This window comes from Bdellovibrio sp. ZAP7 (genome assembly GCF_006874645.1).
Taxonomy (GTDB): domain Bacteria; phylum Bdellovibrionota; class Bdellovibrionia; order Bdellovibrionales; family Bdellovibrionaceae; genus Bdellovibrio.
The window spans coordinates 3,790,428-3,805,115 of sequence record NZ_CP030082.1 but is presented as its reverse complement, the minus strand read 5'-3'; the positions used below and the strand labels follow the sequence as shown (position 1 = coordinate 3,805,115).

Annotated in this window: 16 protein-coding genes and 1 other RNA gene; 4 read left to right on the top strand and 13 right to left on the bottom strand. The window is 45.9% G+C overall.

Translation table 11 applies throughout. From position 1 onward, the window contains the following. Nucleotides 1-41: 41 nt before the first annotated feature. Nucleotides 42-1,325, bottom strand: coding sequence for a polyamine aminopropyltransferase (speE, locus tag DOM22_RS18210; RefSeq protein WP_142701737.1), 1,284 nt, complete (start codon nt 1,323-1,325; stop codon nt 42-44). 120 nt (nt 1,326-1,445) lie between these two features. Then, nucleotides 1,446-2,363 (bottom strand): class I SAM-dependent methyltransferase, encoded by a 918-nt coding sequence (locus DOM22_RS18205; protein ID WP_142701736.1) that lies wholly within the window; start codon nt 2,361-2,363, stop codon nt 1,446-1,448. A 115-nt stretch (nt 2,364-2,478) separates the two neighbouring features. On the opposite strand from DOM22_RS18205, the gene DOM22_RS18200 reads away from it, so the two are divergent. Beyond that, nucleotides 2,479-3,240 (top strand): Bd3614 family nucleic acid deaminase, encoded by a 762-nt coding sequence (locus DOM22_RS18200; RefSeq protein ID WP_246845749.1) that lies wholly within the window; start codon nt 2,479-2,481, stop codon nt 3,238-3,240. Here the strand turns inward: DOM22_RS18200 and DOM22_RS18195 are convergent. From DOM22_RS18195 to DOM22_RS18180, 4 genes are all read right to left on the bottom strand, one after another. Further along, nucleotides 3,218-4,804, bottom strand: coding sequence for a PAS domain-containing hybrid sensor histidine kinase/response regulator (locus DOM22_RS18195; protein WP_142701734.1), 1,587 nt, complete (start codon nt 4,802-4,804; stop codon nt 3,218-3,220). The two genes, DOM22_RS18200 and DOM22_RS18195, sit on opposite strands and share 23 nt — an antisense overlap. 79 nt (nt 4,805-4,883) lie before the next feature. Continuing rightward, nucleotides 4,884-5,099, bottom strand: coding sequence for a CPXCG motif-containing cysteine-rich protein (locus tag DOM22_RS20255; RefSeq protein WP_142701733.1), 216 nt, complete (start codon nt 5,097-5,099; stop codon nt 4,884-4,886). Next, the gene (locus DOM22_RS18185; RefSeq protein ID WP_142701732.1) at nt 5,080-6,285 is read right to left on the bottom strand and encodes a DASH family cryptochrome; all 1,206 of its coding nucleotides are present in this window, start codon (nt 6,283-6,285) and stop codon (nt 5,080-5,082) included. The genes DOM22_RS20255 and DOM22_RS18185 overlap by 20 nt, the downstream gene beginning before the upstream one ends. A gap of 55 nt (nt 6,286-6,340) precedes the next feature. Continuing rightward, entirely contained in the window at nt 6,341-6,832 is a 492-nt protein-coding gene (locus DOM22_RS18180) for a fibronectin type III domain-containing protein (RefSeq protein ID WP_142701731.1), read from the bottom strand. 98 nt (nt 6,833-6,930) lie between these two features. On the opposite strand from DOM22_RS18180, the gene rnpB reads away from it, so the two are divergent. Together rnpB and DOM22_RS18170 are read left to right on the top strand one after the other, a co-directional pair. Then, nucleotides 6,931-7,313: RNase P RNA component class A (gene rnpB / locus DOM22_RS18175), an RNA gene on the top strand. A gap of 295 nt (nt 7,314-7,608) precedes the next feature. Then, entirely contained in the window at nt 7,609-8,826 is a 1,218-nt protein-coding gene (locus DOM22_RS18170; protein ID WP_142701730.1) for a hypothetical protein, read from the top strand. A 16-nt stretch (nt 8,827-8,842) separates the two neighbouring features. Here the strand turns inward: DOM22_RS18170 and DOM22_RS18165 are convergent, their stop codons facing one another. The 7 genes from DOM22_RS18165 to DOM22_RS18135 all read right to left on the bottom strand — a co-directional run bounded on the left by DOM22_RS18165 (nt 8,843) and on the right by DOM22_RS18135 (nt 13,964). Beyond that, nucleotides 8,843-9,637: an ABC transporter permease gene (locus DOM22_RS18165; RefSeq protein WP_142701729.1), complete on the bottom strand. Its 795-nt coding sequence runs from the start codon at nt 9,635-9,637 to the stop codon at nt 8,843-8,845. A gap of 1 nt (nt 9,638) precedes the next feature. After that, nucleotides 9,639-10,457 (bottom strand): ABC-2 family transporter protein, encoded by an 819-nt coding sequence (locus tag DOM22_RS18160; RefSeq protein ID WP_246845748.1) that lies wholly within the window; start codon nt 10,455-10,457, stop codon nt 9,639-9,641. Further along, the gene (locus DOM22_RS18155; RefSeq protein WP_142701727.1) at nt 10,408-11,238 is read right to left on the bottom strand and encodes an ABC transporter ATP-binding protein; all 831 of its coding nucleotides are present in this window, start codon (nt 11,236-11,238) and stop codon (nt 10,408-10,410) included. Before DOM22_RS18155 ends, DOM22_RS18160 begins: the two co-directional genes overlap by 50 nt. Before the next feature lie 14 nt (nt 11,239-11,252). Beyond that, on the bottom strand, nt 11,253-11,780 hold the full coding sequence (locus tag DOM22_RS18150) for a hypothetical protein (protein WP_142701726.1): 528 nt from the start codon (nt 11,778-11,780) through the stop codon (nt 11,253-11,255). Nucleotides 11,781-11,909: 129 nt separating this feature from the next. Beyond that, nucleotides 11,910-12,434 (bottom strand): GNAT family N-acetyltransferase, encoded by a 525-nt coding sequence (locus DOM22_RS18145; protein WP_142701725.1) that lies wholly within the window; start codon nt 12,432-12,434, stop codon nt 11,910-11,912. 22 nt (nt 12,435-12,456) lie between these two features. Continuing rightward, nucleotides 12,457-13,491 carry a methyltransferase domain-containing protein gene (locus DOM22_RS18140; RefSeq protein WP_142701724.1) on the bottom strand — a complete coding sequence of 345 codons (1,035 nt, stop codon included), beginning with the start codon at nt 13,489-13,491 and terminating at the stop codon, nt 12,457-12,459. Next, complete coding sequence (locus DOM22_RS18135; RefSeq protein ID WP_142701723.1) at nt 13,491-13,964, bottom strand: hypothetical protein; 474 nt, start codon at nt 13,962-13,964, stop codon at nt 13,491-13,493. Before DOM22_RS18135 ends, DOM22_RS18140 begins: the two co-directional genes overlap by 1 nt. 83 nt (nt 13,965-14,047) lie before the next feature. Between DOM22_RS18135 and DOM22_RS18130 the strand changes: the two genes are divergently transcribed. Further along, nucleotides 14,048-14,683, top strand: a complete 636-nt coding sequence (locus DOM22_RS18130; RefSeq protein ID WP_142701722.1) for a DUF4442 domain-containing protein — start codon at nt 14,048-14,050, stop codon at nt 14,681-14,683. Nucleotides 14,684-14,688 lie beyond the last annotated feature (5 nt).

Genomic DNA, 14,688 nt, shown 5'->3' with positions numbered 1-14,688 from the left:
CCGCCCAATGTGACGGAGTCCCTAAGAGACATTTGGTGATCTTAGTTTTGGCCCAACATCGTCTTAACGAATGTCGGCAATGAGAACGCTGCAGAGTGCAAATCCTCATTGTAGTATTTCAAGCCCTTAGCCTTAGCAAATTGGCGCGCATTGTCTTTGTTAAAGTCCGTTGCTGGGTGAGCAGAACCTTTCACACCCATTTGCAAGCTCCACATACCCGATGGGTAAGTCGTTGCATGGAATAGCATAGTGTGAACGCTGTTTGCTCCAAAAATGCCTTTTAGGCACTTATTAAGCTCAACGAACGTGCCTTCATGGAACATTGGAGATTCACCCTGAGTGATCACCATGCCGCCATCTTTCAATGCCGTTTTGCAGTTTGCATAGAACTCAGCCGTGAACAAACCTTCTGCTGGTCCTACTGGGTCCGAACCATCAACGATGATAACATCGTAAGAGTTTGGAGCAGCGTCTTTTACGAACTGAATGCCGTCACCGATAATAAGATTCAATTTCGGGTTGCCGAATTCAGAAGCGATTTTTGGCAAATGAAGTTTGGAAGCACGAACAACCGCTTCGTCGATTTCAACCATCGTTACTTTATCAACGTCATATTTGAAAAGTTCACGAATCGTTCCGCCGTCACCACCACCGATAACCAGAACGTTTTTAGCTTTACCGTGAGTTTGCATCACTGGATGAGTGATCATCTCGTGGTAATGGAATTCATCGCGCTCAGAACACATAACCATGTTATTGATCGCCAGGAATTTTCCGTGAGAGTAAGAATCCAAAACGCGAACGCGTTGGAACGGATTTGTTTCATCAAACAAAACTTCGCCGGTGTAGCGCAAAGACAAAGCTTGGTTTTCGTCTTTGTCAGTGAACCAAACATTGCGTTCGATCTGCACGCCTTTCGACAAATCGAAAGAAGGCTTTTCGCGCATCGTTTTTGGTTTGAAGTCTGTTTTTTGGATCACGTGCAAAGAACCACGATTCATTTCGATCGCAGAGTAATTTGCCTGGAATGCTTTTTTCAGGTGTTCAAAAGAAACCCAAGGATCAACAGTTTCGCCGCATGTGAAAAGATCCACAGCTGCGTATCTGTATTCCGGCCACGTATGGATTGCCAAATGGCTTTCCTGGATAACAACCACACCGCTCACTCCCCACGGAGAAAAGTGGTGGAATGTCGAGTTGATCACAGTAGCACCTGCGATTTGTGCCGCCTCAATCATACTTCTTTCGATGATAGAAACGTCGTTTAACACCTCAGCGTTACATCCGCTGAACTCAACCAAAATATGGCGACCTAAAGCATTCAATTCCGTGCCCTCCAAAGTTTAAAATTGTGCTTAAAATTTAAAGGGTAAATAGGACCTTTTGGGGTTGGGGGCAAGACAAATCTGCCCCCAGGGCGAAAATCAAAAAATTAAGTGAAAACACTAAAGTGCGCGGATTTCGAAGCAGACGTGGATCTTCTTGTCGTGGAAATCCTGAGGGATGCTTTCCTCGGTGATGTCGCGAACCTTGTACTGCTCTTTAATTGCAGGTGACAGGTGAAATTTGCGTTTATTGTTCGAGAAATACAAAACTCCGCCTGGTTCCAGCATGCTCATACACTCGTTCACCAGCAATTCCTGGTCGCGTTCGACATCAAAGCTATCGGTCATTTTTTTAGAGTTCGAAAAAGTCGGAGGATCCAGAAAAATCACGTCAAAAGCCGGTTTTCCCTGGTTTCGGTCCAACCACTCAAGCACGTTGGCATTGATGAAGCTGTGTTGGTCAGCAGGGATATTATTAAGCGCGAAGTTCTCTTGAGCCCAGGCCAGATAAGTCTGAGACATGTCGACGGAGGTGGTTTTTGCTCCCGCCAAAGCCGCGAAAACGCTGACCGAGCCCGTATAGCAGAAAAGGTTCAAGAATTTTTTGCCGTTTACAGTTTTAAAGATCTTTTGGCGCATGGGACGGTGATCTAAGAACAAGCCCGTATCCAGGTAGTCATACAAGTTAACTTTGAAAGTCGCTTGAGACTCTTTCACCGTGAATGTTTGATCTTTTTGATCCAATTTTTCGTATTGCTTAAGGCCCTCTTGGCGCTCGCGTTTTTTAATCACGATCTTGGACTCATCAGCTTTGAAAAGAGCCTGCAAAGCTTCGACGACGTGAGGAAGATGGTTCTTTTCGACGTCGCGGCTGTCGCCCTTATCGTAGATCAAAAAATGCTCTCCATAGATATCCACGATGAACGGATATTCCGGGATGTCGCGATCATAAAGGCGATACGCCTGAATACCTGCGCGCTCGGCCCAGGATTTTAGTTTCTTGTAGTTCTTTTCAAGGCGGTTTTTGATCATCTGCATACGGCGGTTTTAGACAAAAATAATCTGATATGGTATCAATTCTTGAATGAGCGCCGAAAAAAGAGCCCGTCACCTAGCATTTTTACTCAATAAGGACACCTTTCAGGTCGCCTTTGTGGAGTTTAGAGGCAAAGTTTATTTTTCCCATTTCCCGAAAGGTTCTGTCGCTCCATCTTCTGCGGTTGTCAAGTTGCTGCAGGGCCTTTTTGACCGTCACGTGGACCACAGCTTTTTTATTCTGCGCCAGCGTATTTTCACGACCGCTCCGCTAACAGAAATGTGCAAAGGCATGATCAAGGTCGTCGCTAAAAGAGCTTCTGGAGAAATCATTCCAGAGCAAGATACACACTTTCAAGAGTCCTTAGAGTTTATTGAAATTGATTCTGCGGCGGAGGTACTTAGTACCGTCACGCACTTGAATGCAGAAAATAAAATGCCTTTGGCAAAGCTGAACGAATGGTTGCGAAACGAAAAAGCCTCAACGAACCAAGAGTTGCTGAAAGCAGCCCACGCTCTTTCTAAGCAAGTTCCTCGTGGAGAGGTGTTGCACGATCATGATCGTTGTATTGCGGCTCTTTTGGTTTCAAAGGATGGCGAGGTTTTAAGTTACGGTGTGAATTCCAACTCCAAAAATAAAACTCTGCATGCGGAAGTAAATTTAATTCACAGATATTACCGTGAACATGGCGGTAAAATTCCCTCAGGTTCTGTTTTGTACAGCACGCATAAACCCTGCAAAATGTGCGCAGGAATGATTTATGAGTGGATGGAAACTTCCGCGAATATAAAAGTGTATTATTCTGTGGAAGAATCCGGTGGATTGTCTTCGCAGACAGTTTTAGATCGCTTGGGCCTTAACCAACAGCTTCCGTCATAGCAAAGCAGGAATTAATTGCTTTAATCAGCGTGTCTTTCCGAATTGGTTTCGAAAGATGCATGTCGCAACCAGCACTCATACTTCTTTCGATGTCTTCAGCAAAGGCATTGGCAGTACAAGCAAAGATGCGCGCAGGTCGACGGTTTTGTTCGCGTTCGATTTCGCGAATGCGCATGGTGGCCTCATGTCCGTCCATCCCTGGCATTTGCACATCCATAAAGATCACATCGAATTGACCTTTTTCAACGAGTGAAACTGCCTCGGTGCCGCTTTCAGCATAAGTGATGTGATGAGCTGTCTTTTGCAGATAAATTCCCAGAAGATTCCGATTGTCATCAACGTCATCTACAACAAGGACGCGCAGTCGCTCGTCTTCGATGAAGTGACTGATGTCATTCAGCTGATAGCGTCCCTGTAGCGGATTGTGCATGCTGGTTTTTCGCTCTGTCGTCGCAGGCATCGAAGCTGTGAAGTAAAAAGTACTTCCCACATTCGTTTCACTTTCAAGCCAGATCACTCCGCCCATAAGACTGACAATTTTTTGGGAAATCGAAAGTCCCAAACCTGTTCCGCCGTAACGACGGGTCGTCGTCGCATCCGCTTGAGTAAAGGGACGGAAGATATCTTTGAATTTTTGCTTCGAGACGCCAATGCCCGTATCGGAAACAGCAAATAATAAATTACCCGACCGCGGTGTGTTGTTCACCGAAACATTCAAAGTAATTGTGCCGGCATGAGTAAATTTGATCGCGTTATTTAAAAGATTGATCAGCACTTGGCGCAGACGATCGGAATCACCGATATAGTATTCCTGAACCTCGGGTGCGACTGAGACTTTAAGTTGCAAACCCTTTTCTTTCGCTCGGAATTCAAGGATCGACAAAATATCGTCGATCATTCTTTGCAAACTGAAAGGCAGCATGTGCAAAATGATCTCGCCAGCTTCCACTTTGGATAAATCCAAAACGTCGTTGATGATTGTCATAAGCTGATAGTTCGCTCTTTGCAAAATTTCGACGAATGAAGTTTGCTGACCATCCAGGGGAGTTTCTGCTAAAGTGTCAGTGATCCCAATGATCGAATTCAGCGGCGTGCGAATTTCATGGCTCATATTCGCCAGAAACACCGATTTTGCATAAGTCGCCGCACGGGCTTTCGCTGCCGTCGACAGAAGTTCCTGATTTTTTCTCTCTAGGTTTTCAGCCAGATTTCTTTTTTCAGTGATATCAAAGGCCATACTCAGAATTTTGATCACATCGCCGCTGTCGTTTTTAACGGGCGTGTAAGAGCAATGAACCCAGATTTCACTGCCGTTTTTGGCCAGGCGTTTGAACTCGCCCACTTGGGGATTCCCGGCACGCAAAGTGTCCCACAATTCGCTGTATTCTTTTTCGTGAAGTTCGTAGGCAGGAAGAAAAATGGAGTGATGTTTCCCGTGTATCTCGCTCAGCTCATATCCCACGAGATTCAGAAAGTTGCGATTGGCCCAAAGAATTTTTCCTTGGGGATCGAACTCAATCAGAGCATGGGAATTTACAAGAGCCTCGTACGCGGACTTGTTCATGTGATTAGTCTATCTGTAGAAACGCATTTAAATAAAATTACAAAAGGCCCTGGGAATTAAAGTTTTGTAATTACGTTGTTTAGATCCGATGAGCCGAAAAATCCACTAAGCGACCTTGATCAGCGGAGTAAGTGATTTGAATCGGCTTACAGCAGACTTCACAGTCTTCAACGTATGTTTGACGCCCTGGCTCTGAAATATCAACCAACATTGATATAGCTGTTCGGCAGTAGGGACATTGAAAGAATTGTTCTATCTCGGCGTTATCAAAGCTCTCAAATTCCGGGTTGCTCATAGAATCCTCCGTGATTTTTTGAAGGGGAGGTGACTTCGCTGACTCCCACAATATAGTTCCAGTTTCCCCAGTTGCTGGCGGCATCATAATCGATCAACATTTCTTCGAAATACCGTGCGCCCCAACGCCAATCCAGGCTCAGGTTTTCGGTCAGGAAGTTCGCAACATCCTGGCGGCCGCGGTAAGAGATAAAGCCTGTTTCATTAAGCTCTTTCATGCTTCCGTCGATGGGATCTTTTCCTGTTGATCCCAACTTCCAACTTTTGAAAAGCTCTTGTTGAAGACGATCATCCACCAATGGCTGATGAGTGGGATTGGTATCTGCCTGAAACAAAAAGGGTCCAAGTTTAAGCGCATAGTATTTAAAATAATCGCGACGAAGTAAATCCATCATCATCCAGTTTGTTGAATCGTTGGCCGCTCGTTCGCGCTCGTAATTTTTCACTTCCCAATATATCACTCGAGGTGAAAGGCTGCCGTTGGAAAGCCACGGAGAAAATTTTGAACTGTCATCAAAGTGCACCAGCTCTGAGTATCCATCCTTAAAGCTACGAAGTAGATCCTTGTCCCAGATAAATTCTTTTAGTCGAGTCAGGGCTTGCAATTCTCCGCCAATAAATCGCGAGGGCGTGATGAACATGCGAAGCTCGCGATTTAAGTCCAATTCAAATTCGTCGGCCCTAATGGGATCGGGCCACACCAAAGGAATGGGCAAAACTTTTTCTGGATGTTTCTTGCTTAAAAGCACCTGAAACTCCGCCAAATTATTCGGTAAATTCAACAATGGAAATGGCAGGGCAGATTTTTTTAAAAGTGTTCTTTGGTCGAAAGGCATAATGCGATCAAGAACTATGCGTGAGGTGACCAGTTTTTCTTCACGCAGTTCTTCGGGTGTGTATTCTTCAGTGTAAACCAAAGTGTCGATTTTATATTTGTGAATCAAATGGGGGAGAACTTCTTCCGGGTGAGAATAGGTGATCACTAATTTATGACCTCGATCCTCCAGCTCTTTTTGCAGATTGGCCAATGTCTCTAATAAAAACTTGCGCCGAAATTTTCCAGCTCTGCTGAAATTCAAGGGATAGGAATACACGAACAAAGCATGCTGCGCATTTTGGCAGAGCCACGTCAGTGCTTCGTTGTCATGTAATCGGAGATCGTTGCGGAACCAGTAAAGAGCCCTCATAAAAGAAAGTATATGAGGGCCTATTTAGACGACGAACTTGATTCGTCAGAGATTGCTATTTTGCAGGTGCAGCTGTAGCAGCGTCTGGAGTTTCGAACATAGAAGTCGCAAAATAGGATTTGCGGAATGTTTTCCAGTTGTCTGGTCTGACAGATGCCACACGCCAGAAATAGTGTTTTCCAGCCTCAAGTTTAGAAACATCGAATGTTGTAGCTTTGACGTGTTGGTCATCAGCAACCAACCATTTGAAATTTGCATCAGTCGCAACTTGCACGTGGTATTCTTGTGCATCTTTTGCTTCTTTCCATTTCAAAGTAACGGAATCACCTTTAACTGCTGCAAAGTACTCGGGACTTGCAAGCTCAGGTTTTGCGGGAATTGTTTGAGATTCAACTTTCATTTGTTTCTCAGGAAACAACTCGTTCATTTTTTGGCCAAGTTCTTCTTTAGTATGGTGGTTAGGACCAGTATGACCTTCACTTGCGAACGCAGGTGTAGTCGAAGCCAGGGTCAAAGCAGAGACGATAAGAGATGCGAAGATCTTCATATAAAATTCCTTTTGTAGTCAGTGAGATGAAAGTAAAATAAATATGGGGCGAAGAAAACCCTCTTGCGAATTTTGCTGGAGGGTGTTAAAAAAACCCTTCGGTTTTGCGGATGATCGCTCTAATAATACTCAAATACTTGATATTAGGGAGGAAAGTCCGGACTCCATATGGCAGCGCAAGGGGTAACGCCCCTCTACAGTAATGTAAGGAACAGTGGAACAGAGAGAATGTCCGGGGCATTGAGCCTGACACCGGGAACGGGAGGGTCAGGGGAGCCGCCGGAGTGAAAACAGCCAAACTCTGCGCGGAGCAAGATCAAATAGGGTGGCATTAGTAGGACGGCCAGTCCGTAGCCACCGGGTAAGATCGCTTGAGGGTGACAGTAATGTCACTCCTAGAGGAATGATCATCTAATTTCATCGGGACAATTATGGGACCAGGTGAGATGGACAGAATCCGGCTTAAAGCAAAACCTGACTCCCACTTTCTTAGACGGAACGAGCTATAAAACGCCAACTGACTGCGTTGCTCGTCGTCGGCGTACAGGTAGTACGCCTTCCTCCTCGCGCCTTGCATTTGGCGCTTTCTAGCTCGTTCTTATTTCGCGAAGATTTGACTCCGTTCAGGGGGACGTGGCTTGCAGCTCGCTTTCGCTTGCTGCTCGCGTTTTTTGGGACTTTGTTTAAGGTTTGTTCAGTTATTTTCCTTTAAATCTAATGGGTTGGCGGGTTTTTTGGCCTTGGGATTGCTTGGTACGGGGTATTGGAGAAAACCCATGTCTTTCGGTCGCGGCTTCATTGTTGTTTTTGGAGTTATGTTTTTTGTCAGCTTGGCTCATGGGCAAAGCCGTTGTGAGGCGGTTTTTGGTTTGGAGCCTTCGGCGGTTTATGGGGCGACTCGCGATTTGGTTGAGAATGAATTTAATCGTGTTTTGACGGATTCGCAGATGGATCTGGTGGATCGTGTGGTGAATCAGCGTTCTGAGCTGAACTTGGTTGAGCAAAAAGATTTCTTTAAATTGTTAATGGCTATGTCGACTCACGATGTTTTGCAAAAGCGTGAAGTGGAATTGTTTTTGGATCGAAAGGTCTCTGATCAAGAAGCGACCGCTTTGCAATTTGCTCGTGCTTTGGGGCGTACTGAAAAAGGTTTGAACGAAACACTTCCGGGATTTGGTGACAATTATACGAAAGAGCAGATTGCTCGCAAGGATCGAATTCTTGAGCTTGCTGGTTTTTCTTTGCCAGAGCGTGTGTCGTTGTTGGGCGCGAAGCTTGTGAATGATTCTTTGACCCGTTATGCGGCTGAAAATCTTTATGCAGATCAAGCGAAGGTCACTCCGGAACAAGCGACAGCTTTGAACGCGGAAGTCCTTTCGCAGATGCAGAAAATCTCCACTGAAAATCCAGGCACGGGTCGTAAGAATTCTATCAATGCTTCTGAAGCAAAAGATATTTATGAAGAAGTGACTCGCAATCCGGTGACTCGCCTGTTGAATGTAAAAAAATATGATCCCAGTGGACACCTGGGTTTTTGCTTTGGTCGTGCGATGAATTCGCACTTGGAATCTTTACGCATGGGAGTGGACAACGCTTCTATTCGCAAGGTGTACGTTGTAGGTCAGATGAAAGCGCTAGTTGGTGATACAGTTTGGACTTTCCACGTGGCTACGGCTGTGAAAAATTCTGAAGGCGGCTGGTGGATTATTGATCCATTCTTTGGCAAAGCTGTTTCTATCGAAAAATGGTACGCGCGTATGCACAATCACGATGTCGACGGAAAGCTTCGCGTGTATGTCACTGAGCCCCAACGTCTGACAGCGGGGAAAAGTCTTCGCTATGACAAAGAACACCTGCTATCCAGCTGGTACAACGGTTACTTCAAAAACCTATTTGAATACTACGCGCAGAAGTCTCGCAACGAGCTTCCTGCGAAGCCGTTGCACATGAAGATCTTCGACAAAATTCTATCTTGGTTGCAGCTCGGAATTTAGGTGCCGACGGCACCTTTTAGGAGCTGGCGCTGGAGTAGGACTTTAGGGCGAATTTCCAGAACTTGTTGGTGATGTAGATTAAGATCACTGACAGGGCTACGACCCACGCGAATAGTTCGTATGGGGGAGGTTCTAGCAATGCTTTTGCGGGGACGCTGGCGATCACTCCCACGGGTAATGCTGTTAATAGCATCCATTTTAACCAGGGCACATAAATCGAATCCGGACGCATACCTAATCTGTAGATTTGATACCAGATGAACTGCAGGTTTTCAGAGCGGGCGAAGATCACTGCTGTTGCCGCCATCATAAAGCGCATTGAATACAATGCGATCAATCCGCATGGGATGAGGATAATCAACCATAGCAAGCGCAGCCATTCAAAATCAGGTAATTGAAGTAAGCTATACACGAACCACGTTGTGGCAATCCCAAGGTTGCCGATCGCAGGAGTGCAGGCTTTTTGCATGCTGATCATGAATTGCGAATTCGCGGGTTTTGCTAAGAGCAAATCCAGATCGCCTTTTCTGACTTTTTCAGAGAACTGATCCAAATTCTCCGACAGGATAATCATGTACAAGGCATCGACGACGAAAACCACTCCCAGAAAGACGCGCATTTGGGCTTGGTTCCAAGCACCGATCATGGGAGTGTGCAGGAATAAGACTTCAAAGGTTGCGATCTGAGCGATATACCAGAAAATATCCGTCACGATTCTAGTTAAGAAGTTCACGCGGTATTCAAGATCGGCGATGAAGCTTGCGCGGAACATGGAAAGATATAAGAACCAGTATTTTTTTATAACTGTCATCTTAGGCTCCCGTTCCTGTGTAAGCGTTCAGTCCGCGTTTCCAGATCACGGCGCCAACAATATTCACCACGACAATACCAATCGTCACTGAAATGAATGATTGATATACAGATGCGATTTCCAAACGACCGGTTAGGTAACCCACCGGTACGTAAACGCCCGAGCTGAATGGAAGCGCTATAACGATCGATTTAACAGGTTCAGGCATCAAATCCAGAGGGAAAAGTTCGCCGGTCAACAGCCACAGAGCTAAATTCTTAGCTCCCGTGAAGGAATAGATTTTATTCAAATGAAATGCACATGCTGCAACCACGAAGCTGATGGAATGAACCAAGATCAAATAATAGAATTCCAAAGCAAACGCCATCGGCAGGCGTTCGAACTTGGTCGGCAATGCAAAGATAATGACGGCCAAAATAGGAATGATCATGGAAACGATCGTCGTAATGAATTTATATCCCATCAACTGCGAGAAATAATATTCATAGTAAGTCATCGGACGAGTTAAAATCGCGTTGATGCTGCCCGAATCAATTTCTTGAATCATGCGGAACTCATACATCCAGCTGGTGCAAATACGCGCAAAGAAAGCGCCCCACAAAGCATAGGCTAGATAGTATTCGCGACTGAATCCTGCGATTTCCGCAGTGGCAGCGCCACGGAATACAGCCACCCACAACAGGATTTCAATTCCTGTGGTCAGCGCCGGCTGCAAAACAGCGTCGACGAAATAATTCAGCCTGTACTCGAGATTGGAAACAATCGCGAGCTTAGCGAACGCGAGATTCCGTTTCCAAAAAACGGCGAATGACTTCTTCAAAATCGACCTCTTCATTTTGAGCTAGTTCTTGATTGGATTTAGCAACGAATTCTTCCACGCTGCCTTGGTACACGATATTGCCTTTGCTGATCAGAAGTAATTTGTCAGCAAGTTGCGCGATATCATCCATATAGTGACTGGTAAGAATAATCGTCGGAGATTTTTCTTTCACGTATTGATCCAGGAATTCGCGAATCGTTTCTTGGGCCACGATATCCAAACCGATTGTCGGTTCATCCAGGAATAAAATCTGGGGCTCATGTAAAAGGGCGCCGATGATCTCCATCTTCATACGCTCGCCTAAAGACAAGCGGCGAAGCTGCGTGTGCAGAACATGCGTGCACTGAAGCATCTCTGCCAAGTGAGCGACACGTTTGCGGGCCGCTGCGGGATCCAGGTCATAGATACGTGCCAGCAATGCATAGGAATCAGCCGGGGAGATATCCCACCACAGCTGATTTTTCTGACCTAAAAGAATACTAATCTGGCGAAGGAATTCATTTTTTCTTTCCCAGGGGCGATATCCCAGGACACTGGCTTCTCCACCTGTCGGAGTGACTAGGCCCGAAAGCATTTTTAGCAAAGTCGTTTTGCCAGCGCCGTTGGCTCCGACTAATCCCACAATTTGGCCAGATTCAATTTGAAGAGTGGTTTTGTTTAAAGCTACTTTTTCCTGATATTTTCGATTAAAAAAACCTTTCAAGGAATTCGTAAATCCCTCGGGCTTTTGGTAGCTTTTATAAACACGGGTCAGATCTTGAGTTTCAATTACTATCGCCATTCGGCGATCATAGACTAGTTCAAGCCTAAAGAGAAGCCAGCTTGGCGATCCTCGTCAGTAAAGAAAGTTTGGAAATCAGGGGAAACGTAACTTTCCTCGCTAATGCGACCTTCTTTGCAGCCTTTCAGGGAATCCTTGCTGCCATCAAATGCGCACTCTGAAGTATTCCACGCTTTTTCGGAGTAGCGGATTTTAAAGCCTGCGACACGATCACCTTTAAAGTACACCACAGCTGAATCCAAACGTGTACGGCCTGCAGAATGGAAGTCACCTTCCAGAATAGTGTCGCCCCAGATTTGCGCTTGATAGTTTGCAACAGCACGAAGCATGTCTGTTTGTTGAGGACTTAGTTTGTTTAATCTTGGATTTTGGCTGTAAACCAACATGGCAGAGTAAGGCGCTTTGCACGGACCTTGTGAGCAGGCGTTGGTGAAGTGGGCGGCTTCGTCATAGAATTTATCGCCATTTGGGCCCATGTGATCAGCGAACGCCAAAGGCGCCGTAAGAGTCAAAACCGCTGCAACAACAATTTTTGAAAACATAAGCACCTCGATTGCCTAAAAGATAGGACCAAACGAGGAAAACTTTTAATACATAGAAGAGAAGTTATTATGCAATTCATGCACGGCTAAATAAAATGGAGCACCGTACACAGAAAGAGGACCTCGCACCTAAAGTTTTCTTTCGAGGACCACGAATTCGAGGTTGTCGACTTTGGGCTTGCCGAAGCGTTCGTCACCATAGGGGAATGGTTTCTTTTCGCCCGTTTGACGGAAACCTTCTTTTTCATAGAATTTGATCAGTTCAGAACGAACCGATATCACCGTCATATAAAGGTGCGTGCATCCCCAGAAGTGGGCGAAAGCTTCACTTTCTTTGATGAGCATTTTTCCGATGCCTTTGTTTTGCAAGGTCGGGGCTACCGTCAGCATGCCTAGATAACATTTTCCGTTTTGATTTTCCAAATGCACGCAGCCCAGAAGTTGGCCGGTATCGTCGTCTTCAGCAATCAAGATCACGGAGCCATCGCGCTCGATGTCGGCTAAAATTCCTTCTGCATCCACACGCTGCCCATCTAAAAGATCGGCTTCCGTTGTCCAACCTTGTTTGGAGCTGTCTCCGCGATATGCAGAGTTAACGAGCTCAACCAAGTCTTCAACGTGACTATCATCAGCTTGAGTGAATTCAATATGCATAGACGACCTCTTTAACTAAGAACTATTTCTTTTTTGCGTAAACGAAGAATTCTTTGCCTTGGCGATTCGGAAGCGAAGCTTGCCAGCGGCCCCAGAAGATTGGGATGTAGTTGTTTTTTACTCGTTGGCGAAGTTCCCATTCGCTGCCACCAAATGGCGGACCCTGACGCTTTTCCATCGCAAAGAAAACACCCATCAAGTGACCGCCCTCGGCCAGAACACGATTCCAAACCTTCACCAAATCCTGGCGCAGTTCTGGATTGATGGCGCAATAACAAGTGTGTTCGAACACGATATCAAATGCCGCATCGTAACTGCGAGGAAGGTTGAATAAATCGGCTTCAACGAAAGTCAGGTTCTCCATGTGACCATAGAGTTTTTTAGCTCTTTCAAGGGCAACCGGGGAAATATCCACCGCGGTCACCACATGTCCTGCTTGCGCAAAAAATGCAGCATCATGCCCCTCGCCGCAACCTAAAACCAGAATGCGGGAGCGAGAGATTTTTAGACGCTGAAACATGTCTTTTAAGGCTTCTGCGGGCTCGCCTAAATTCCAGCCTGGATTTTCTTCGCGTTTGTAGATCTGGCTCCAGAAGGATTCTTTTTCTACGTCCGTTTCAGAATTCCAATAAGGCGGGACTTCGTAAGTTTTGCCATCAGCCGTGACTGAATCATCATCGAATTCATCAACCATGTTAAAGAAAGCAGCTTGGGCCTTGCGAGACATGACGAAAGGAATGTGGTCCCTTGTATATCCATGAAAGCGATCCCACTCGTCCACAGACAAGCTGTCCAATGAGAATGAAAACTCAGTGTCGTAGGGACAACGAATAGACCAGTGAGAGTCGTTTTTATCGATTTGCAAGGCGATCAGAGGTTCATCGAAGGCTTCGACGATCACGGGAGTGTCGCCGAAGGTGCTCAACAATGTTCCACCTTGATGAAGTTTTAGGTTTTCCAGGATTTCCCGGCCAGAGTTGGGATCTTGAATGCGCATTTCGCGGCTAACACAAAATCCCTCTTCATCAATTTGAACAAAGTGATTAGGAATGGCCATTAGTGGTGTTCAGGGGCTGGGGTCGTCGCAGGCGTTGCCGCCGGAGTGCCTTCAGCAGGTGTTGCGGTGTCAGGAGTTACCGTGGAGCCTTCAGAGAAAACCACGATATCGTTCGTTGTTTTAACTGACTGTAAAGTCCATTTGTCTGTTTTGTCTTCGGTAGGTTCGCGGTGAAGAACAGCTTCGCCCTCGATGATTTGTTCCAAAGCTTCGCCACCTTCGCTTGTTTCACTGAATTTGTATGCGAACACAGCGCGAACTTTGTTGTCGTTCATTGATTCAGTCCAAAGCTTTTCGATTCTCAAATCTTTCGCGTTTGGTTTTTTTGCAGTCAAAGTAGCTTTGATCAACTCAGCTAATTTTGTTTGGATGCCAGCGTGCGTCTCGAAGCCGATAGCTTCATTTGTGTGAATCACGTTCCAAGTCCAAACCAAAGCAGCAACGAAAACGACTAGGCTTACAATTTTTTTCATCCCGATTCCTTTTGAAAAATTCGTGTCTTTATCGGAGCATGATATCGTAGATTTTTCAATACTCGTAGGGAAAAGGATATCTCATGAACCAACAATGGCTGACAATCTTAATGTCTAAGGGAATTGAGCTTGAACAAAACCTGCGTCAGCAGCTGCAGCAGGCTAAAGACGGACTTAAAACTCAATTGGAAGACCGTGGAATTCGCCTGAATGCCGCTGACCTGGCCGCTCTTTTGGAAGAGGTTTCTCCGAAGGTGTCGCATGCTGCGCTGGGTTATGCGCTTGATATCGTTAGACCTTTTTCTGCAGGGATGGGTCTACGTATTTCTCGCCTTAAGGATACGCAAATCGAAGTCGTGATTCCGGCTCGCACTCGCAATATGAATGAAATCGGGCAGCTGCACGAGGGTGCCATTTTAAGCGCTGCCATCGAGGCCGCAAAAATTCTGTGGATGCGCCATGCTCCCATGGGAAATTTCGAGATTGCTGTTACGCGAATTGAATCTGAGTTTTTTAAAGTGCAAACAAGTGACTGCAGATTGCGAATGGAATTGGCGGAAAATACCCGCGAAGTGGTCTTGGCAGATCTTAGGGATCGCCGCGAAGCCACTTCATCGGCTGACGTGCAGATTTTTGATGATAACGATCAGGCCGTGGGTTCTGTGCAAATGCAGTTAAAGTTAAAACACACTCCAGCGCTCGGTAATTCGGCGGAGTAAAGGTT

Bases quoted from the DNA above. Each gene is read 5' to 3' on its own strand.
- DOM22_RS18195 (WP_142701734.1), bottom strand. From the start codon at position 4,804: ATGAACAAGTCCGCGTACGAGGCTCTTGTAAATTCCCATGCTCTGATT.
- DOM22_RS18170 (WP_142701730.1), top strand. From the start codon at position 7,609: ATGTCTTTCGGTCGCGGCTTCATTGTTGTTTTTGGAGTTATGTTTTTT.
- DOM22_RS18135 (WP_142701723.1), bottom strand. From the start codon at position 13,964: ATGAAAAAAATTGTAAGCCTAGTCGTTTTCGTTGCTGCTTTGGTTTGG.
- DOM22_RS18180 (WP_142701731.1), bottom strand. From the start codon at position 6,832: ATGAAGATCTTCGCATCTCTTATCGTCTCTGCTTTGACCCTGGCTTCG.
- DOM22_RS18150 (WP_142701726.1), bottom strand. From the start codon at position 11,780: ATGTTTTCAAAAATTGTTGTTGCAGCGGTTTTGACTCTTACGGCGCCT.
- DOM22_RS18205 (WP_142701736.1), bottom strand. From the start codon at position 2,363: ATGCAGATGATCAAAAACCGCCTTGAAAAGAACTACAAGAAACTAAAA.
- DOM22_RS18155 (WP_142701727.1), bottom strand. From the start codon at position 11,238: ATGGCGATAGTAATTGAAACTCAAGATCTGACCCGTGTTTATAAAAGC.
- DOM22_RS18130 (WP_142701722.1), top strand. From the start codon at position 14,048: ATGAACCAACAATGGCTGACAATCTTAATGTCTAAGGGAATTGAGCTT.
- DOM22_RS20255 (WP_142701733.1), bottom strand. From the start codon at position 5,099: ATGAGCAACCCGGAATTTGAGAGCTTTGATAACGCCGAGATAGAACAA.
- DOM22_RS18140 (WP_142701724.1), bottom strand. From the start codon at position 13,491: ATGGCCATTCCTAATCACTTTGTTCAAATTGATGAAGAGGGATTTTGT.
- DOM22_RS18145 (WP_142701725.1), bottom strand. From the start codon at position 12,434: ATGCATATTGAATTCACTCAAGCTGATGATAGTCACGTTGAAGACTTG.
- DOM22_RS18185 (WP_142701732.1), bottom strand. From the start codon at position 6,285: ATGAGGGCTCTTTACTGGTTCCGCAACGATCTCCGATTACATGACAAC.
- DOM22_RS18165 (WP_142701729.1), bottom strand. From the start codon at position 9,637: ATGACAGTTATAAAAAAATACTGGTTCTTATATCTTTCCATGTTCCGC.